Origin of the sequence: Streptosporangium sp. NPDC051023 (assembly GCF_040689595.1) — a bacterium.
GTDB lineage: Bacteria > Actinomycetota > Actinomycetes > Streptosporangiales > Streptosporangiaceae > Streptosporangium.
This window is the reverse complement of sequence record NZ_JBFBCE010000088.1, coordinates 21430-40374: the sequence shown is the minus strand read 5'-3', so window position 1 is coordinate 40374 and position 18945 is coordinate 21430. Positions and strand designations below refer to the sequence as shown.

The 18945-nt window shown below is 70.2% G+C and carries 18 protein-coding genes; 12 read left to right on the top strand and 6 right to left on the bottom strand.

Going from position 1 to position 18945, the window contains the following annotated elements:
* The 6 genes from AB0395_RS38725 to AB0395_RS38700 all read left to right on the top strand — a co-directional run.
* Positions 1-350: phosphopantetheine-binding protein (locus AB0395_RS38725; protein ID WP_366290144.1), on the top strand; the 350-nt coding region annotated here is incomplete at its 5' end.
* Positions 340-1788 (top strand): condensation domain-containing protein, encoded by a 1449-nt coding sequence (locus AB0395_RS38720; RefSeq protein ID WP_366290141.1) that lies wholly within the window; start codon positions 340-342, stop codon positions 1786-1788. The genes AB0395_RS38725 and AB0395_RS38720, both read left to right, overlap by 11 nt.
* Positions 1788-2543, top strand: coding sequence for an alpha/beta fold hydrolase (locus tag AB0395_RS38715; RefSeq protein ID WP_366290138.1), 756 nt, complete (start codon positions 1788-1790; stop codon positions 2541-2543). Before AB0395_RS38720 ends, AB0395_RS38715 begins: the two co-directional genes overlap by 1 nt.
* On the top strand, positions 2540-4291 hold the full coding sequence (locus AB0395_RS38710; RefSeq protein WP_366290135.1) for a non-ribosomal peptide synthetase: 1752 nt from the start codon (positions 2540-2542) through the stop codon (positions 4289-4291). Before AB0395_RS38715 ends, AB0395_RS38710 begins: the two co-directional genes overlap by 4 nt.
* Complete coding sequence (locus AB0395_RS38705) at positions 4272-5432, top strand: cytochrome P450 (RefSeq protein ID WP_366290132.1); 1161 nt, start codon at positions 4272-4274, stop codon at positions 5430-5432. Before AB0395_RS38710 ends, AB0395_RS38705 begins: the two co-directional genes overlap by 20 nt.
* 4 nt (positions 5433-5436) lie before the next feature.
* Positions 5437-6594 carry a 50S ribosomal protein L11 methyltransferase gene (locus AB0395_RS38700; protein WP_366290129.1) on the top strand — a complete coding sequence of 386 codons (1158 nt, stop codon included), beginning with the start codon at positions 5437-5439 and terminating at the stop codon, positions 6592-6594.
* 250 nt (positions 6595-6844) lie between these two features.
* Here AB0395_RS38700 and AB0395_RS38695 read toward each other — a convergent pair whose 3' ends face one another.
* From AB0395_RS38695 to AB0395_RS38680, 4 genes are all read right to left on the bottom strand, one after another.
* On the bottom strand, positions 6845-7258 hold the full coding sequence (locus AB0395_RS38695; protein ID WP_366290126.1) for an SgcJ/EcaC family oxidoreductase: 414 nt from the start codon (positions 7256-7258) through the stop codon (positions 6845-6847).
* Positions 7259-7479: 221 nt separating this feature from the next.
* On the bottom strand, positions 7480-8505 hold the full coding sequence (locus tag AB0395_RS38690) for a sigma-70 family RNA polymerase sigma factor (protein WP_366290124.1): 1026 nt from the start codon (positions 8503-8505) through the stop codon (positions 7480-7482).
* 104 nt (positions 8506-8609) lie between these two features.
* Complete coding sequence (locus AB0395_RS38685) at positions 8610-9797, bottom strand: MFS transporter (RefSeq protein WP_366290122.1); 1188 nt, start codon at positions 9795-9797, stop codon at positions 8610-8612.
* Positions 9794-10381: a helix-turn-helix domain-containing protein gene (locus AB0395_RS38680; RefSeq protein WP_366290120.1), complete on the bottom strand. Its 588-nt coding sequence runs from the start codon at positions 10379-10381 to the stop codon at positions 9794-9796. Before AB0395_RS38680 ends, AB0395_RS38685 begins: the two co-directional genes overlap by 4 nt.
* Positions 10382-10605: 224 nt before the next feature.
* On the opposite strand from AB0395_RS38680, the gene AB0395_RS38675 reads away from it, so the two are divergent.
* Positions 10606-11232, top strand: coding sequence for a hypothetical protein (locus AB0395_RS38675; RefSeq protein ID WP_366290118.1), 627 nt, complete (start codon positions 10606-10608; stop codon positions 11230-11232).
* Positions 11233-11323: 91 nt separating this feature from the next.
* Here AB0395_RS38675 and AB0395_RS38670 read toward each other — a convergent pair whose 3' ends face one another.
* Positions 11324-11971 (bottom strand): response regulator transcription factor, encoded by a 648-nt coding sequence (locus AB0395_RS38670; protein ID WP_366290115.1) that lies wholly within the window; start codon positions 11969-11971, stop codon positions 11324-11326.
* Positions 11968-13287, bottom strand: coding sequence for a histidine kinase (locus AB0395_RS38665; RefSeq protein ID WP_366290112.1), 1320 nt, complete (start codon positions 13285-13287; stop codon positions 11968-11970). The genes AB0395_RS38670 and AB0395_RS38665 overlap by 4 nt, the downstream gene beginning before the upstream one ends.
* A 124-nt stretch (positions 13288-13411) precedes the next feature.
* On the opposite strand from AB0395_RS38665, the gene AB0395_RS38660 reads away from it, so the two are divergent.
* The 5 genes from AB0395_RS38660 to AB0395_RS38640 all read left to right on the top strand — a co-directional run bounded on the left by AB0395_RS38660 (position 13412) and on the right by AB0395_RS38640 (position 18945).
* On the top strand, positions 13412-14374 hold the full coding sequence (locus tag AB0395_RS38660) for an ATP-binding cassette domain-containing protein (protein ID WP_366290109.1): 963 nt from the start codon (positions 13412-13414) through the stop codon (positions 14372-14374).
* On the top strand, positions 14371-15210 hold the full coding sequence (locus AB0395_RS38655; RefSeq protein ID WP_366290106.1) for an ABC transporter permease subunit: 840 nt from the start codon (positions 14371-14373) through the stop codon (positions 15208-15210). Before AB0395_RS38660 ends, AB0395_RS38655 begins: the two co-directional genes overlap by 4 nt.
* Positions 15211-15445: 235 nt before the next feature.
* Entirely contained in the window at positions 15446-16183 is a 738-nt protein-coding gene (locus AB0395_RS38650; protein WP_366290103.1) for a GNAT family N-acetyltransferase, read from the top strand.
* On the top strand, positions 16180-17490 hold the full coding sequence (locus AB0395_RS38645) for a M20/M25/M40 family metallo-hydrolase (RefSeq protein WP_366290100.1): 1311 nt from the start codon (positions 16180-16182) through the stop codon (positions 17488-17490). Before AB0395_RS38650 ends, AB0395_RS38645 begins: the two co-directional genes overlap by 4 nt.
* A gap of 279 nt (positions 17491-17769) precedes the next feature.
* The gene (locus tag AB0395_RS38640) at positions 17770-18945 is read left to right on the top strand and encodes a DUF559 domain-containing protein (RefSeq protein ID WP_366290097.1); all 1176 of its coding nucleotides are present in this window, start codon (positions 17770-17772) and stop codon (positions 18943-18945) included.

Here is an 18945-nt window from a genome sequence, read left to right as displayed (position 1 = left end):
CACCCCACACCTGCACCCCCCTGCCCACCACGGCCGCCACACCCACGACCGGCCACCCCGCCACCCCCCTCCACCACACCCTCACCCACATATGGACAGAGGTTCTGGGAGTACCCACCGTGGGACTCGGGGACAACTTCTTCACGTTGGGCGGGCACTCGCTGGCCGCCGTACGCCTGCTGTTCCTGGTGCGTGACCGGCTGAAGGCCGAGCTGACGCTGCGAGACCTGTACGAAACCGATGACTTCGCCGCCTTCAGCGCACGGGTCGAGGAACGACTCCCCGTCGGCGTGGGCTCCGTGGTCTCCGACGAGGTGACGCCCCCGGCAGAGTCTCCCGATGAGCGCTGAGCACGCCAAGGCGTCGCCCGCGACCGGGGCCGACCATGACGCCGACCGCCTCGCGCTGTCTCCCGCGCAGCAGCGGCTCTGGTTCCTCCAGCAGTTCGACCCCGGGTCCACGCAGTACAACGTGTGCCTCGGCTTCGAGGTGCGTGGCGCGCTCGACGTCGCCGCCCTGCAGCGATCCCTGACCGAGGTGGTCGCCAGACACGACGCCCTGCGCACGAGTTTTCCCGCAGAGCGGGGACGTCCCGGGATCCGGATCGGGCCGCCGGGCGAGCGGATGCCGCTGCCGTACACCGACCTCTCCGACGAGACGGACGTGAGTGCGTGCGCCGCCGAGTTCGCCGCCGCCCAGGTGGCGAGGCCCTTCGACCTCGCCGACGGCGCGCCGATGCGGGCCCATCTGCTGGGGCTCGGCCCTGACCTGCACATCCTGCTGCTGACGCTGCATCACATCGTGGTCGACGCGTGGTCCGTCCAGATCATCCTCGCGGAGCTGGGCGTTCTGTACTCGGGGCACGTACGCGGGGAGGCGGTGGAGCTGCCGGTTCCCGAGGCGCAGTACGCGGACTACGCGGCCTGGCAGCGTGGCGTGCTGGGAGGCGAGCATCTGGAGCGGGAGTTCGTCTACTGGGGTGAGCGACTGGCGGGGACGCCCGCCGTACTCGACCTTCCGACCGACCGGCCCCGTTCCGCGGCGCGGTCGCTCGCGGGTGGCGAGCTGCCGAGCACGGTTGCGCCGCAGGTGGCCGAGCGGCTGCATCGGCTGGCCGCGGAGCTCAGGTGCACGATGTTCGTCACCACCCTCACCGCTTTCATGATGCTGCTCGCGCGCTGGACCGGGACGCATGACATCGTCGTCGCCATCCCCGTCGCCGGCCGGGCGAAGCCCGAGTTCCAGTCGACCGTCGGATTCTTCGTCAACACCGTGCCGTTGCGCGGCGACCTCTCGGGAGACCCGACCTTCCGGCAGGCGACGGCCCTGGTCGGCGCGGCCACGCTGGAGGCGCTCGAACACGACTCGATTCCCTTCGACATGCTGGTCGACCACCTCGAGGTCCCGCGGAACCCGGCGTGCAACCCGCTCGCCCAGGTGGGGTTTCAGCTCCTTCGCACGCCGCACCGTGCCGGGCCCGTGCGGTGGCACGATGTCGAGGTCGGCGAGTGGGACGGGGTGCGTCAGCAGGTCACCCGGCTCGATCTGGAACTGCACCTGCTCGACACCTCCGCCGAGACCCTCGAAACGCTGCTCTGTTACCGCACCGACCTGTTCGACCTGAGCTCGGCGGAGGACTTCGTCTTCGACTACCAGGCCTTTCTCGCCGAGGTCGCGACCAACCCCGACCTGCCGCTGTCGAAGCTGGAGGTCTCCTCACGCCGCGCCGCGCAAGGGCTTCGCCGTGGCGGAGCCGATGAAGACAACACGGAGAACGGGGGAATGTGATGGCGTCGCCGATGCTGGTGACCGAGTGGTTCTGGGTGCCGGTGCCCAGGCCGAACGCGGAGATCCGGCTGTTCTGCTTTCCACACGCGGGCGGGGACGCGCCCGCCTTCGCCGATCTCGGCCGGGCGCTGCCACCCGACATCGAGGTGTGGGCCGTGCGTATGCCCGGGCGCGGCGGGAGGTTCACCGCACCGCACGCGGCCGACGTCGACGAACTGGTCCACTGGGTCAGTGCGGCGATGCGGCCGTTCGTCTCCGGCAGATACGCCTTGCTCGGACAGAGTCTGGGCGCGCTCGTCGCCTACAACGTGGCCAGGGAGCTCTCCTCACTGAATCCCCCCACCGCGTGCGTGCTGGCCGCGCTGTTGCCGCCGCACCTGTGGCACGGCCCTCCGGGGCCGACGGGCCCGCAGGACGTCGTCGGTTTCCTGCGTTCCATCGACGAGACCGTGACGGAGGTCCTCGCTCATCCGGACCTGCGCGCCCTCATCCTCTCCGTCGTGCACGCCGACCTCAACCTGTGCCAGAACTACCTGCACCAGTGGGAGCCGCCGCTCAGCTGTCCCGTGCTCGGCCTGGTCGGCGCCGACGACCCGACCGTGAACGGTGACCAGATGACGGGCTGGGCGCGGAGCACCACGGGACCGTTCAGCATGCGGGTCCTCTCCGGGGGACACCTGGTGGTCCAGGCGGCGGGGGCCTTGCTCGCGCAGACCGTGGCCGACTTCCTGCACACTCGGGCGGGGGCGGCATGAACCGCCACGACGACATCCCCGCCGTCATCTCGGAGTCAGGTGTCCTGACGTATCAGGAACTCGAGAAGCGGGTCGCCCGCTACAGCGCGGCGCTCATCCGCGCCGGGCTGCGGCCCGGCGACGTCGTCGCCGTCACCGTGCCCGACGGTCCTGACGCCGTCGCCGCGCTCCTGGCCGTCCAGCGGGCGCGCACCCCGTTCGCCTGGCTGACCGCCGACCAGCCCCTCGAGCGGCAGCTGTCGATCGTGGCGGACTGCGTTCCGCGCGCCGTACTCGCGCCCTCGGGCTCCGACCCCTTCCCCGCGGCGCTCGTCCAGGTCGAGGGCGACGAGGCGGTCGTGGTACGGCGGGTGGCCGACCAGGGAGTGGAGGCGGTCGTGCCGCCGGGCACCGAGTACGTGGTGTACACCTCGGGCTCGACCGGGACGCCGAAGGGCATCATGCAGCGCACGGGCAACCTCGACCAGCTCACGCGGTGGCTGGTCACCGAGCTCGACGTGCGTCCAGGGTCGCGCATGTTCCAGTGGGCCAGGCTCACCTACGACGCCGCCTACGTCGAGATCCTGACCGCCTTCCACGGCAAGGCCACCCTGGTCGTCCCGCCGGGGGAGGTCAAGGGTGACCCGGCCCGGGTCCACAAGTGGATCACCGAGCACGAGGTGACGCACCTGCAGACCGTGCCGAGCCTCTGCCGCCATCTGCTGGACGCCTCCTACGGCGTCGGCCCCGTCGACAGCGTGCGGGTGCTGAGCCTGTTCGGCGAGTCGCTGCACGCCGACCTCGTGTGCGCCGCCCGCGAGCACTTCTCCAAGGCGGCCGTCCACAACTTCTACGGGCCGACCGAGTGCATCCTCGCCACCTCGCAGCCTGTGCCCGAGAACGCCGCCGACCCGATCCTGCTCGGCCGGGCCATCCCGGGACGGGAGATCCTGCTGACCGACGGCGACGGCGAGCCGGTGCGGGACGGGGAGGTCGGGGAGATCCGCGTCCGCAGCAGGTTCCTCGCCCACGGGTACCTCAACCGGTTCGACGAGACGCGGGAGGTCTTCCTGCCGGAGCGTACCTACCGCACGGGTGACCTCGCCCGCCGCACGCCGGACGGTGGCCTCGTCTTCGCGGGCAGGGCGGACGACCAGGTCAAGATCAGGGGGGCGAGGGTCGAACTCGGCGAGATCGAGGCGGCCCTGTACCGCGAGCTGACGGTCGCCCAGGCCGCCGTCCGCACCTACGGAGACAACCCTGAGGAACTGCGTCCCGCAGCCTACGTCCAGCCGCGTCCCGGCATGGTGATCGACGTCCCCGCGCTCCATCGGCGGCTGACCCGGACGTTGCCCACCTACATGATCCCGGCCACGTATGTCGTGGTCGACCAGATGCCGCTGACCTCGACCGGCAAGATCGACCGTCTCCGGTTGCCCGCCCCCGACGCCCTCGACGCCCGTGACCGCGGCGTCGAGCCGGTCGAGTTCAGCACGGAGACGGAACGCGCGCTGGGATCCATCTGGTGTCAGGTCATCGGCTGCGAGCAGGCGGGACCGGATGACGACTTCTTCACCGTCGGCGGCTACTCGCTGCTCGCGCCGCAGATCACGGCCGAGGTGCTGGAGCGGTTCGGGGTCGAGCTGCCGGTGCGGGCCGTGTTCGACTACCCGACCCTGCGGGAGCTGTCCGCCCACATCGACCACGAACTCGCGGGCGCACCGTCTCAGCCGGCGGAAAGGAACCCCAATGCTGCTGGACACCCATGACCTCACCGATCCCGGGTTCTGGGCCAGGGAGGACGCGTACGCGATCCTCGACGAGATACGGGACGAGGGCGCGGTCCAGCGGCACGAGTCCGCGAAGGAGGGCCCGCTGTGGGCGGTGCTCACCCACCGCGAGGCCCTCGCGGTCCTCGGTGACGCGAGGTCGTACAGCTCGCAGGGCGGCTCGCTGCTGGGCACCGGCCACGGACCGCCCGCGGGAGCGGGACGGATGATGGCCCTGAGCGATCCGCCGAAGCACCGCGCGTACCGCGATCCCGTCATGCCGTTCTTCTCCGCCAGGCACGCGACCCGCCTTGAGGACCGCATCCGTGAGCTGACCGAGCAGGTCGTCGAACGGCTGCTGGTCTGCGAGAAGATCGACTTCGTCAGGGACATCGGAGCGATCGTCCCGCTCACCGTGATGTGCGATCTCATGGGGATCCCCGACGATGACCGCGACGAGGTCATGGGGATGTGCGACCAGGCGTTCCTCGGACACAATCCGGCCGAGCGCCGCGCCGCGCACCAGCGGCTGCTGCCGTACCTGCTCCAGCTCGCGATGGAACGGCGCGACGCGCCCGGTGACGACGTCATCAGCGCGCTCGCCACCACGCTCGAACTGGACGAGGTGGTGCTGAACTGCGACAACATCATCGTCGGTGGCATACAGACCGTGCGGCACACGGCCGCCATGGCGATGCTCGCCCTGGTACGGCACGCGGACGCGTGGCGGGAGCTGAGCGAGAAGGCCGACCCGAAGCTCGCGACGGAGGAGCTCCTGCGGTGGACCTCGGTCGGGCTCCACGTGCTGCGTACGGCGAAGGCGGACGTCGACCTCGCCGGGCGGCGGGTACGGGCCGGGGACCGGGTCGTGGTGTGGACTCCGGCGGCCAACCGAGACACCACTGTCTTCAAGGATCCCCACCGTCTCGACCTCGCCCGGCATCCCAACCGGCACATCGCCTTCGGCTGGGGCGAGCACTACTGCATCGGAGGGCCGCTGGCACGGACCGAGCTGAGGGTGCTGTTCACGGTGCTCTCCAGGCTCGTGGCCGAGGTCGAGCCGCTCGGCGCGCCCGAGTACAACCAGTCCATCATCAACTTCGGGTTGGACTCCTTTCCCGTCCGCCTGCATCGCCGGTGACGCCGTGTGGAACCCGGACACCCAGGTGGCGCGTGCGCGCGGGGTCTCGGCTCTGCGGTCGCTCGCGCAGGCGTTCCGCGACGTCGGCTTCACCGAGGAGGCGGCGACCGGGGCCCTGTCCGCGGAGAGTCCCGCCGAGCTGCTGAGCAACACGGCGTTCTACGCCTTCTGCTCGGCGGACCAGGTCTCAGAGCTGGTCATGAGTCCGGCCGGTGTCATGATCCAGCTCTTCGTGCGCAACGGCGACGTGCCACGGGATCGCTACGCGCAGGTGGTGCCCGCCGCGCTGCGCGGGCTGCTCGCGACGCTCGGGCTGGTCTCTGAGGAGGGTGACGCGGTGACGCCCGCGGTCTCCGTCTCGCCGGGATGCTCCATGTACTTCCTGTCCGACCAGCTGTTCAGAAGCGACACGCGAGTCGCGATGGCGCGCAGGTCCACGCTGGTCATGCCGCCGCACGCCTCCAGCTTCGAACTGCTGGACAACCTCGGTGCCGTGGGCGGGAGACTCGTCGACGTCGGATGCGGATGCGGCGTTCTCGCCCTGGCGCTGCGGGAGCGGTGCTCGTCGGTCGTCGGAGTGGACCTCAACCCGAGGGCGGTCGCGTACTCCCAGGTGAACGCCCTGGTCAACGGCGCAGGCGCTGGGTCCGGGGCGAGTGCCGACCTCGGAACGGGCGTCGAGTCCGGGGCGGGGGCCGAGTTCCACCTCGCGGATCTGCGGTCCGGTCTCGCCGTGGACGGTCTCGCGGACCACCTGATCTTCAACAGCCCGACCGGCCCGGCGCACCACTCGGAGGCGGAGATCGGATGGATGACCGCGGAACACGCGCTCAGGTTCGTGGTGACCGCCATGCCGAGAGTGCTCCGCCCGGGTGGGGTGGCCGAGGTACTGCTGATCGTGGAGGTGCCGCGGGACAGGCCGTCGGCGACGGAGCTGGTGCGGAGCTGGCTGCCGGAGGACCCGGACGTCGGTGTGGCCGAGCTGCGTGGCTCCCCGCTGGCGATCTCCCCTGACGCGGTGACCAGGGGCAGGCTCGACCCCGGCTGTCTGATGGCGGACAGCGCTGACGAGGCGGCGCGGCTGATCGGCCATCTGCGCGCCCGCGGCATCCACGAGGTGGTTCCCGCCCTGGTGACCCTCACCCTGCCCTCGTTGTCCTGAGACGTGTCCCAAACCCGGGCCGTCGGCGTGGGCACATGCCGGAGCGGACCGCACGGCCACCACCCTTCTCTTCGAAGCATTCCCGCGACGAAGATGAGGTTGGTGGCCGCCCCACGTTGAACCTGACGCCGGTCTCGCTCACCACGACCGATGTGGCTGCGCCGGCATGTGGGATCGGTGATCGAAACGTTCGATGACCGGCTCGGTATCGAACGTCCCGAGGCTCACTCCGCGCCGCGCAGCCGCCGGCTCACTGCTCAGGCACCAGCACCGGGCTGTTGTGATAGGCGGCGATCAGCCACTGGTCGTCCCGCTTCTCGAAGACCCAGGTCGCGTTCACCTTACGCGGGTCGCCCGGAACCTCGGTCTCGCCGGCGAACAGGATGGCGGATTCGCTGATGACGATCGCGCCGTCCCTGCCGACAAAGCGGATGCTGAGCTGCTTGTTGTAGGTCGAGCTGCCCTTGAGCGGCCCCTCGAAGGCCAGGGCCATGTTCTGACGGATCACGTCACGGCTGCCGCGGAGCGAGCCGGTCATGATGGCGGTCGCGTCCGCGGTGTAGTTGGCGACCATGCCGTCGGCGTCGCCGGCCTCCCACGCCTTGTAGGAGGCAACCAGTACGGCCTGGATGGCGGCCTCGTCCTCGACACGAATGTTCGACATCGGATTCTCCCTTGTGGTCGGTTCGCCCGAGGTGTCCCGGCGAACTCGTCAGTACATACCGGCGGCGAGGTCGGAACTCATCGCGCCTGTGCTCAAGAGATGTCGAGGCGTGCTCAGCGCCCATCCGCGCCGTGCCGAATTTTCCGTCCCCATCAGCCCGAACCAACACATGGCCCAAGCATCACGGCCACGTTCGACGAGCCGTCCCCACCCTCGCCCGGCTAGGCCTCGGAGATGGCAAGTCCCTGGTCGTCGAGCCTGGCCGCCAGGCCGAAGGTCGCGTAGACGTTGGAGTCCTGGAACACCGAGTTCCGGGCGATGCCCCGGCTGGTGACGGTGAAGATCTGGAGCGTGTGCAGGGCGTACCCGTCGCCGACGCGCTGATAGGCGGCGAATCCGGGCTGGCCGCCGTTGGCCGCGACCTCCTTGAGAAGCCAGTCCTTCCCGGCCTTCTCGAAGACCCATTCCATGAACAGGCCGTAGTTGCCGGGGCCGACGAACCAGTTGAGCATCGGCGGCATCTCCATGATGACGTCCTCGGTGAGCAGCCGCTTGAGGCCCTCGACGTCGGCGAGCTCGAACGCCTTCATGTAGCGTTCGACCCAGGCGCGCTGCTCGGCCGCTGACGGCTCGCTGAGAGGTTCCTGCCGGACGCCGACTTCCTTCACCCGGGTACGCGCCCGCTGCAGGGAACTGTTCACCGACACGGCGGTGGTGCCGAGGATTTCCGCCGCCTCGGACGCGGAGAAGCTGAGCACGTCACGCAGGATCAGCGCACCGCGCTGACGCGCCGACAGGTGCTGCAGGGCGGCGGCGAACGCCAAGCGCAGGCTGCTGCGGTCGATCACGGCCCCGGCCGGATCGCCCGTGTCCAGCAACGAGTCCGGCAAGGGCTGGAGCCAGGCGGCGTGCTCTCCCTGGACGAGCGGCCCGAGCGGATCCGACGCGGCCACCAGTCCCGACGGCAGCGGTCGGCGGCCACGAACCTCCAGGGCGGTCAGGCAGACGTTCGTCGCGATCCGGTAGAGCCAGGTGCGCAGGGAGCTGCGAGTTTCGTCGTATTGCTCCCGCGCCCGCCACGCCCTCAGGTACGTGTCCTGGACCAAGTCCTCCGCGTCGTGAGCCGAGCCGAGCATCCGGTAGCAGTACGCCAGCAGCTCCGTCCGGAACGGTTCGATCCGACGATCGAAGCCTTCTTCCCCCGTCATCACGCCCCGCTCCGTCTTCGCTGCCGCCGCAACCACCATACTTGGCGACCGCAGTGATAATCCGCTATAGGCGGATAGATCACCACACGGCCATCAACGGCCTTATTGCGGCATACGTCCTGGATTGTGGATAAAGAATAAGGTCAGACGTCGGCGAGCTGGGGGGCCTTGCGGAGCAGCATGGTGCTCGAGAGGACGAGAACCCCGCAGCAGACGGCCAGCAGGATCCGGTAGTCGACCGCCGCGATGAGCGCGGCGCCGAGCGCGATGGAGAGCGTCTGCGGCCCGATCGTGGACAGGTCGGCCGCGGCGGCGACCCTGCCGAGGACCTGCTGCGGCGTTGAGCGTTGCCACGCCGTCGTGTAGCCGACCACGAGCCACGGCACGCCGCAGCCGATCAGCGCGAATCCCGCGATCACCACGGGCAGGCTCGATGTGGCCAGCAGCGCCGTGCCCGCGGCGCCCAGCAGGAGGCCCGCGCTGACCGTCCTGGCCTCGCCGTATCTGCGGATCATCCTGGCGACCACCAGCCCGCCGCAGATGCCTCCCGCGCCCTGGATCGACATCAGCACCCCGAAGAACGAGGGAGGACGGTGCAGGCCGAACTCGATGACGGCGAAGTCGACGGTGTCCAGCAGCCCGATCACCGCGAAGCTCGCGGCGACGGCGGCGGTGGTGAAGGCCACGAGGGGGGTGCGCGCGATCTCCCGGGCGCCTGCCATGATCTCTCGCCTGAACGGCTCCCGCTCCTGGGGTGGGGTCGGGGCGGGTTCCTCGACGCGCAGGGTGAGCAGGACGATGACCGCGACGGCGAAGGTGAGCGCGTCGATCACGGCGAGCGTGTGGCCGCCGACCGCGGTGTAGACGGCGGCGCCCGCCAGCGGGCTGAGCAGCCGGGTCCCCTCGCCGATCGTGCGTATCGCGGCGTTCGCACCCGCCAGGTCCTCACCGGGCAGGATCTGCTTGATCAGTCCGATCTGGGCGGGCCGCAGCACCGTGAAGGCGACGCCGTAGCCGAACGCCACCGCGTAAAGGATCCAGAGATCGGCCTCGGAGCGCACCCCGAGCAGGGCGAGCACTCCGAGGCCTGCGATGGCGTTGACCGCTGTGAGCAGTGGCTTTCTGCGTAATCGGTCGACGACGTGCCCTGCGAACGGGGTGAGGAACACCGGTAGGGACAGGCAGAGGAAGACCATTCCGGCCGCCGCGTTCTCGCCGGTCAGGTCCTTGGCCCAGATGCCCAGCGAGAGGTAGAGCGCGCTGTCCCCGAAGGAACTGAGCGACTGCCCGGCCAGGAGCCTGCGGAACCGTGAATCGGCGAGAGCGCTCACGGCAGGACCGTCGGATGCTCGTCGGTCGGGTCCGGGTAGTGCTCGGCGCTGCTGGCCATGAACAGTCGCACGGGGCGCGCTCCTTCCGGCCTCAGTTCCGCCTTCTCGACCCGGTCGAGGTAGCCCATGACCATCGACCTGAGGAACTCCCTGAACTCGGACAGCTCCGCCGGGGTCATCCACAGGGTGGCGCCCAGGATCAGGCTCGCGTTCTGCCACTCCTCGGGCTCACGCTCCATCCGGCTCCGCCAGGCGCGCAGGCGTGCGAACTCCTTCTCGAGGAACACCTCGGTGAGCGCGTTGCCCATCGGGGTGTTCTCCGCCGCGTTCGCGATGGACTGGACAGGCTTGGCCAGCCGCCACGGCTTCTCCCTGGTGTGGGAGGGCGCCCGTTCGATGAACCCGTACTCGGCGAGTGTGCGGAGATGAAACGAGCAACTGGCGACGCTCTCTCCTGTCACCTCCGCGCACCGGGTCGCAGTGGCCGTTCCCAGCACTCCGAGGGCCTCAAGCAGCGCGAGCCTGATGGGGTGTGCCAGGGCGCGCAATGCGCGAGGATCGGTGATGGCGGGGTGCTCGTCCATGGCGCCATTATGATGAGACAAGAAACCTTTCGCAAGGATTCTTTAGGATGGGTCGCGAGCTAACACGGTGTCATCTTTCCTGGCATTCGCGGCTCGCGGCGACGGCGGGTGCACCGGGAGCGGGTGAGTGCGTTCCAGTCGGCAGCCAAGGGCGTGATTCATACCTAATTGTTCTAGAAGCCGATCATTCGAACCGATCGAGCCGTGAGGGGCGTCTTATCTCCGTGAAGATCCTGACAGCACTCGCCCTCGCTTTTGTCATGATGGGTGTCACGACTCCCACCCTCGCGGCCACCTCCGCCGAGGCGATCCCCGAGGGTTTCCTGCTGTACGAGAAGGCGGCCACGAAGAAGGACGCCACCGGCAGAGGTCTCTGGTCGGTTGACCGGAGGAAGAATGCCAAGCTCGCGGTCGACCCCTGCCACAGCGGGTCGCTGGCCGTCGCGGGCAGGATCGCGGCCCGTACGGTCACCTACACCGCGGTGTCCGACCAGAGATCGGAGCAGGTGATCCTCTACTCCTCGACGAGGGCGGCGGAACAGGCCCTGGCCGAGGTGCGCAAGGCGCTGGCCCGGTGTCCCGCGATCCAGACGGCGCAGACGGCCTACCGGTACTCCGGCGTCGCCGTCGGGCTCGGCGACGAGGGGCTGGTCGTCACGGGGCAGCTCTACCAGGGAGGAAAGGCCACGCTCGGTGGCGAGCGAGTGGTCCTGGTCCGCAGGGGAAACGCGCTCGTCGTCTACGCCAGGTCCGGTGAGTGGGGCGCACCTGACAAGGCGGACTTCGCGCCGCAGACGAAGGACGCGGAGAGAATGCTCGCCAAGATCTGCCAGGTGGCGAGGTGCTCGTGAGGGTGAACCACCTCTGAGGGGCGGGTCTGGCCCGGCGGCCAGGCCCTGTCCCGTCTGTCCGCTGCGACAAGGCCCCACCGCGACGATGGTCTCAGCCGTGGCCCGCGTCTCTGACCAGCAGGGCCGCCTGGACGCGGTTCGAGCAGTTGAGCTTGGTCAGGATCCGGCTCACATAGGTTTTGACGGACGCCTCGCTCATCCGCAGCCCGCGGCCGATCTCGGCGTTCGACATGCCCTCAGCCACCAGGTGCAGAACCTCCGACTCGCGGGGTGTCAGCGTCTCGAGCAGCCCGGACGCCTCCCGCCTGCGCCCGGCCTCGCCGGGGGTGACCATGTCGAGCACCAGCCGGGTCACCGAGGGGGACAGGTAGGCCTCGCCGCCGTGCGCCGCCCTGACCGCGCGGATCAGCTCGTCCGGCGTGCAGTTCTTGAGCACGAACCCGGCCGCGCCGTTCTGCAGGGCACGCAGCACGTTCGGCTCCGTGCCGAACGACGTCAGCACCAGGGTCCGCAGCGCGGGCACCTGCCTGCGCAACTCCTCGATCGCGCTCAGCCCGTCCAGCACCGGCATGTTGACGTCCATCAGCGCCACGTCCACGCGATGCCTGAGCGCCTCCTCGACGGCCGCCCTGCCGTTCTCCGCCTGGGCCACGACCCTGATGTCGGCCGCCGACTCCAGCACCGTGCGGATGCCCGCCGCGATCAGCGGCTCGTCGTCCGCGACCAGCACCCTGATCACCTGGCCACCCCCAGCAGCAGGCTCGCGGGCAGGGCCGCGAACATCAGGATCGCGACGACGGCGCCGAGCGCGACCGTACGGATTCCACCGACGGAGGGCAGACCCTCGTCCGCCACGTGGTCCACCGCCCGCCCGTCCACCGCCTGTCCGTTCACCGCCCGTCCGTTCACCGCCCGCCCGTCCACCCGGACCGTCACCGGGGCCGCCTGCCGCTCCTCCGTGGGCTCCTCGGCGACGGAGGGCAGCATCGCGAAGAGCCGGAACCCGTCGTCCGACAGCCGGTGGTCCAGGACCCCACCCGCGGGCCGTACCCGTTCGCCCAGACCGGTGAGACCGTGTCCCGCCATGGTGGCGCCGACGGCGGACAGGTCGTCAGGAAGAGGGTTGGCGACGGTGAGCAGCAGCGCGTCCGACTCCCACTCGACGCTTACGGTGACCGGCTGGTGCGGGGCGTGCTTGGCCGCGTTGGTCAGTCCCTCCTCGACCACCCGGTAGGCCGCCTGCCCGGCCGCGAAGGACAGTGGGCGCGGCTCCCCCCGCTTCACCAGCGTCACCGGAACCCCCGCCTCGCGGAACTCCTCGACCACGTCGCCGATCGCCTCGACCGTCAGCGACCTGGACGGCCTGTCCTCCTCCTTGCGGAGCGCCCCGACCAGCTCGTGCAGCTCGTTCATCGCGGTGCGTGCCGCCTCCGCCAGCTGCCCGACCGCCTGCCGGTGCCGTACGGGCAGCGCGGAGACCTCAAGCGCCGCGGCCTGGACGGAGACCAGGCTGAGCCGGTGCCCGAGAGAATCGTGCATGTCCCGGGCGATCCGCAGCCGTTCGCGCAGCCGTTCCTGCTCGGCCAGGAGTCTGCGCTGCAGGCGGAGCTGCCGGTTGCGCTGGTCGAGGGCGGAGACCAGCCGCCGGTGCTGCGCCAGGTAGAGGCCGACGAGCAGCGGCAGCGCCACGAACACGACGTAGGTCGACAGGAGGTTGGCGATCATCTGCGGGTTCGCGTGCTGGACGGAGAGTCGTACGGCCAGGCCGCCGAGCCCGGCGCCGACGACCACGGCCATGCCCGACCGGGAGACGATCTCCTGCCCGGCCTGGTAGGCGCTCCACAGCAGCAGGATGTACGCGCCGCCGGTCAGCGAGGCGAGCACCAGCGCCGCCACGAACGCGGCCGCCGGACTCCGGTGGCGCAGCGCGACCACCAGGACGGCGGCCAGCGCGTACGCCAGAGCACCCCAGAGGGACAGGTCGTTCCGGTGCCCGGCCACCAACAGAGCCGTGTCCGCGATGACCACGACGGCGGCGAGGAGGTTTCGGCCCATGCCAAGCAGGCTACGCGCCGGACCCTGCCAGGCAGGCTACGCGCCGGAACACGGCAACTTTCGTCGCCCGGATCGACGACTTTCGAGGACTGTCTCCGATCTTCCCGCTTCCTAACCTGAACAGGTGATCGAAGTACAGAGCCTCAGGAAGAGATACCGGAGGGTGACCGCCGTCGACGACCTGTCCTTCACGGTCGGGCCCGGTCACGTGACCGGCTTCCTGGGGCCGAACGGGGCGGGAAAATCCACCACGATGCGGATGATGCTGGGCCTCGACCATCCCACGGCGGGGCGGGTCCTCATCGACGGCGAGCCCTACCGGTCGCTCTCGGAACCGCTGCGGCGGGTCGGGGCGATGCTGGAGGCGTCGGCCGTGCACGGCGGTCGCAGCGCCTACAACCACCTCCTGTGGCTGGCGCGGACCAACCGCATCCCCGGGACACGGGTGCGGGAGGTCCTGGAGACGGTCGGGCTCGAGGACGTGGCGGGGAAACACGTGAGGAGCTTCTCGCTCGGCATGACCCAGCGGCTCGGCATCGCCGCCGCGCTGCTCGGAGACCCGCCGGTGCTGCTCCTCGACGAGCCGGTCAACGGGCTCGACCCCGAGGGCGTCCTGTGGATCAGGAACCTGCTGAAGGGGCTGGCCGCGGAGGGCAGGGTGGTGTTCGTCTCCAGTCACCTGATGAGCGAGATGGCGCTCACCGCCGAGCGTCTCGTGGTGATCGGCCGGGGCCGGTTGCTCGCGGACACCACCGTGCGGCGGTTCGTCGAGGACAACTCCCGCTCGCACGTGCGGATCCGCACACCCGAGCCGGAGCGGATGCGCGACGTGCTGACCGCGGCCGGGATCAGGGTCGAGCAGGCGGTCGACGGAGCACTCGAGGCCCACGAGACGGAGGCGGCGAGGCTCGGCGAGCTGGCCGCGGCGAACGGCCTGACGGTGCACGAGGTCAGCACACAGCGGGCCTCACTCGAGGAGGCGTTCATGAGACTCACCGGAGGTGACGTGGAATATCGCGCCAGGGGCGACGCGGAACACCTGGCCGGTGGCCATGTGGAGCACCGGGCCGGGGGCGGGCGGCGATGAACGTGGCTTCGGCATCGGCTTCGGCGCGGTCCCGGCAGCAGGCGGCAGGGCACATCACCGCACTACGGGCGGTCGCCGCGGCGGAATGGACCAAGATCTGGACGGTACGGTCGACACTCTTGACCCTGCTGCTGACCCTCGCTCTCGGCGCAGGTCTCGGCTACCTGGTCGGAGCCGGCGTCGCCGGCGGCTTCACTCACATGACGCCCCAACAACAGGAGACCTTCGACCCGCTGTTCGCCACCTTCTACAGCCTCACCCTCGGCCAGCTACCCCTCGTGGTGTTCGGGGTGCTCCTGGTCGGCACCGAATACACCTCGGGGACGATCAAGGTCTCGCTCGCCGCGGTGCCGCGACGCGGCCTGTTCTACGGTGGCAAGGCGCTCGCCGGGCTGCTGACGGCCCTCTGCACCTCGGTGGTGACCGTGGCCGCCACCTTCTTCGCGGCACAGGCGGGGCTCGGGCCGTACGCGACCTCCCTCGGCGCGGAGGGGGTGCCGCAGGCGGTCGTCGGCGCCTGCCTCTACCTGACGCTCATCTGCGTGTTCGCCATGGGGGTCGCGGCGATGCTGCGCGGTTCGACGGGCCCGCTCGCCATCCTGCTGCCGTTGCTCTTCCTCGGCTCGCAGGGGCTCGGCAACGTCCCGGGGCTGAAGAAGGTCACCCAGTACCTCCCCGACCAGGTAGCCGCGGTGATCATGCACCTCGCCGGGCCGCCGGGGGACCCGAGGTTCAGCCGCGACTTCGACGCCTGGACCGGGATGGGCATCCTCGGACTCTGGGTCGTCCTCGCCCTCGCGGGCGGTTATCTGGTGCTGCGCCGCCGCGACGCCTGAGCCGTACGGGATCGCGGCGGAGGGGCGCGCGGTACGGCGTCGCGGCGGCCGAGAGAACGGGGAAGGAACCTGGAGAACGGGGAAGGCGGGGAACGGGGGAAACCGGGGAGGAGCCGAGGAACGGGCGGCGGAGCCAGGGAGCGGGGGAGCGGAATAACGGGCGGAGGAATAACGGCGGTTGCGGCGCGATTATCTCTACTATTCATGTAGGAATGCAGGGTATTGGAGAGGCCGGATGCCGAAGGCGTACGCGTTCACCCAACACGAGGGCCCGATGGGCGAGCCGCATCCTCTGGACAGTCCCGCGCGTGCGGCCCTGACCGGGCCGCACGCTCACTTCGCCGAGCGGCGCGGCAACGTGCTGCGCTACCCGTCCGACGTCGCCACGTTCACCGCGCTCCCCGAGGAACCCGACGCCGCCGACTGGGACGACATCGCCGCGCTGGCCGGTCCCGGCGCGCTGGTCCCGCTCACCGGCGTGAAGGTTCCGCCGCCCGAGGGATGGGAGGTGGTGATGCGCCTGGCGGGTGTCCAGCTCGTCGACGACGGTGTCGCCGCCGCGCCGGACGAGGAGGCCGTCCTGCTGGAGGCGAAGGACGTGCCGGAGATGCTCGACCTCGTCGAGCGCACCAAGCCCGGCCCGTTCCTGCCCCGCACGATCGAGCTGGGCACCTACCTCGGCATCCGCCGTGACGGCGCGCTGGTCGCGATGGCGGGCGAACGCCTGCACCCGCCGGGCTGGACGGAGATCAGCGCCGTCTGCACCGACGAGGCCTTCCGCGGGCAGGGCCTGGCGACCCGGCTGGTGCTCGCCGTCGCCCACGGCATCCGGAACCGAGGGGAGACACCGTTCATGCACGCGGCGGCCGACAACACGAACGCGATCCGGCTGTACGAATCGCTCGGTTTCAGGCTCCGCCATAGGACGACGTTCCTGGCCGTGCGCGTGCCCGACCGCGTCCCGGTCGCATGAGCGCGGAGTCCGCCGTCGCCGAGGTCGTGACGCTGGCCAGTGAGCTGATCGCGATCGACACCACCAACACCGGCGACCCCGGCGCGCAGGGCACGGAGCGAGCGGCCGCCGAGTACGTCGCGGCCAAGCTGTCGGAGGTCGGCTACGAGCCCACCTACATCGAGTCCGGCGCCCGGGGCCGAGGGAACGTCATCGCCCGGCTGCCCGGAGCCGACCCGTCCAGGGGCGCACTGCTGGTGCACGGCCACCTCGACGTCGTGCCCGCGGACCCCGGGGAATGGTCGGTGCATCCGTTCTCCGGGGAGGTGCGCGACGGCTACGTGTGGGGGCGCGGCGCGGTCGACATGAAGGACATGGTGGCCATGACGCTGGCCGTCGCGCGCTCCTTCAAACGCGACGGCGTCGTCCCGCCCCGGGACCTGATCTTCGCCTTCCTCGCCGACGAGGAGGCGGGCGGCTTCTACGGCGCCCGATGGTTGGTCGACAACCACCCCGAGTTGTTCGAGGGCGCGACCGAGGCGATCAGCGAGGTCGGCGGCTTCTCGGTCACGCTCGCCGACGACGTGCGCGCCTATCTCGTCGAGACGGCCGAGAAGGGCGTGATGTGGCTACGGCTGGTGGCCCGCGGTACGGCGGGGCACGGGTCGATGCTGCACACCGACAACGCGGTGGCGAAGCTGGCCGCGGCCATTACCCGTCTCGAACAGCACCGCTTCCCGCTCGTGCTCACCGACCCGGTGCGCGAGCTCCTCACCGGTGTCGCCGAGCTGACCGGCGTCCCGTTCGACCCCGACGACCCCGAGGCCGCGGTCGCCCGCCTCGGCAACCTGTCCCGGATGATCGGCGCGACGCTCCGGGACACCGCGAACGTCACCATGTTCGAGGCCGGCTACAAGGCCAACGTTGTCCCCTCGGTGGCCAGGGCGACCGTCGACGGCCGGATGCTGCCCGGACGAGAGAAGGCCTTCGAGGCAGAGCTGGCCGAGATCCTCGGCCCGGAGATCATCCGCGAGTGGGACAGCCTGCCCCCGGTGCAGACCACCTTCGACGGCGCGCTCGTCGACGCGATGGCCGCCGCCATCGGAGCGGAGGACCCGGGCGCCCGGATCCTGCCCTACATGCTGTCCGCGGGCACGGACGCGAAGTCCTTCCAGCGGCTCGGCATCCGCCACTTCGGCTTCTCGCCGCTGAAGCTGCCGCCGGACCTGGACTTCACCGCGCTGTTCCACGGCGTCGACGAGCGCGTGCCGGTCGAGGCCCTGGAGTTCGGCACCCGTGTCCTCGACCGTTTCCTACGCGCGTGCTGAACGTTCCCAGCCCCGCAGAGAACATCATGAGGGACCGTTCCGCATCTCCTCCCCGCCCTGAAGGATGGGGCATCCATACTGGAGGAACGTGGTGAGCTGACCTCGATGGCATCCCACCGGCTCGGCGGCCGGTGGGGGTCGGTATGGCGGTGCTCGGCTCACGGTGGTGCCTGACCAAAGGATTAACCAAAGGGGTACTTTCCGGGAAATGTATACATCGATCTGCGCGCTCCCCTAACCTCTGCAGGGTCGAAACTCCGCACACCAAAGGGAAACGGCGTGGCGCAGTCGTGGGCCGAGTTGCCGGAGCGCCGTGTCGTTTGGGTCCGTGAGTCGCATTCCGCAATCGTCACCGTTTCGGCGGACGCGTTACCCGAGGGTTTCCCCGCGATATTCACCTACGTCGCGGGCAAGGGGCGGGCCGTACGGGAAACGGTCGCCGACGTGCTCAACGAACTTGAGACGACCGTTCTCGCTCTCTTCCCCGCCTGGCTCCCCGGGGCAGAGGGTATCGCCGGTCCCGGCGGCGCGGCCCTGCCCGCGGTACGCGAACTCGCCAGGCGGGCGGTTCCCGGGCGCCGACACCTCGCCCCCTTCCTGGCCGATCTCGCCACCCGGTCCCTGGCGGGCACGGCGTTCCGCATCTCTTACCCGGGCGCGGAGTCCCGCGCCCGCTATCCGGGCGCGGCCGAGCTGCGCGCCGAGGGGCTGGCCACGGCGTTCGCCGCGAGTTTCGGCCGTCCCGGTACGGCGGTCCTCGTCGAGGTGCCCGAGGGGTTGTCCCCCGCGGAGGAGGAGACGCTGGTCTCGGCCGGGGAATGGCTCGCCCAGCGAGGCGGCCTCGGCGTCTGGCTCACCGGCTCGGCGCCGGTCGCCGTCGACCGGATCCGTACGGTGACCGTACGGCCCGCCCCGACCGTACGGCCCGCCCCGACCGTACGGCCCGCCCCGACCGTACGGCCCGCCCCGCTCTCGCGACTCACGCCGGCGGCACTGCCTCCGAGACTCACACCGGCGGCATCGTCTTCGCGGCCTGTATCGGCCACGCCGTCCCCGTCGCCCGCGGCGGATGAGTCCCGGATCGCGGGTTCCCCGGCCGTGGCCGGGCGTCCGCACCCGGGCAGTTCCGTCGAGTCGGCCCTGGAACGGGCACTCAGCCCCCACGCCTGGGCGGCGGGACGGGCCTGGAACCAGACCTACCAGCCGCACCCGCTGGCCAACCCCATCCGGGTCGATCTGCTGTGGCGGGACGAGCGCTGCGTCGTCGAACTCGACGGCCCCGAGCACCGTACCCCGGACCGACTCGCCGCGGACCGGTCGAGAGACGAGCGGCTCGGCGGCGACGGCTACGCGGTCATGCGTTTCACCAACGAGCGTGTCCTGGCCGATATGCCGGCCGTACTTCGCGAGTTGAAGCGGTTCCTCCAAACTCACCGTGGCACGTACGAAGGGTAG

Bases quoted from the DNA above. Each gene is read 5' to 3' on its own strand.
- AB0395_RS38680 (WP_366290120.1), bottom strand. From the start codon at position 10,381: ATGGACGAGCACCCCGCCATCACCGATCCTCGCGCATTGCGCGCCCTG.
- AB0395_RS38650 (WP_366290103.1), top strand. From the start codon at position 15,446: ATGCCGAAGGCGTACGCGTTCACCCAACACGAGGGCCCGATGGGCGAG.
- AB0395_RS38720 (WP_366290141.1), top strand. From the start codon at position 340: ATGAGCGCTGAGCACGCCAAGGCGTCGCCCGCGACCGGGGCCGACCAT.
- AB0395_RS38655 (WP_366290106.1), top strand. From the start codon at position 14,371: ATGAACGTGGCTTCGGCATCGGCTTCGGCGCGGTCCCGGCAGCAGGCG.
- AB0395_RS38695 (WP_366290126.1), bottom strand. From the start codon at position 7,258: ATGTCGAACATTCGTGTCGAGGACGAGGCCGCCATCCAGGCCGTACTG.
- AB0395_RS38710 (WP_366290135.1), top strand. From the start codon at position 2,540: ATGAACCGCCACGACGACATCCCCGCCGTCATCTCGGAGTCAGGTGTC.
- AB0395_RS38665 (WP_366290112.1), bottom strand. From the start codon at position 13,287: ATGGGCCGAAACCTCCTCGCCGCCGTCGTGGTCATCGCGGACACGGCT.
- AB0395_RS38645 (WP_366290100.1), top strand. From the start codon at position 16,180: ATGAGCGCGGAGTCCGCCGTCGCCGAGGTCGTGACGCTGGCCAGTGAG.
- AB0395_RS38690 (WP_366290124.1), bottom strand. From the start codon at position 8,505: ATGGTGGTTGCGGCGGCAGCGAAGACGGAGCGGGGCGTGATGACGGGG.
- AB0395_RS38705 (WP_366290132.1), top strand. From the start codon at position 4,272: ATGCTGCTGGACACCCATGACCTCACCGATCCCGGGTTCTGGGCCAGG.
- AB0395_RS38715 (WP_366290138.1), top strand. From the start codon at position 1,788: ATGGCGTCGCCGATGCTGGTGACCGAGTGGTTCTGGGTGCCGGTGCCC.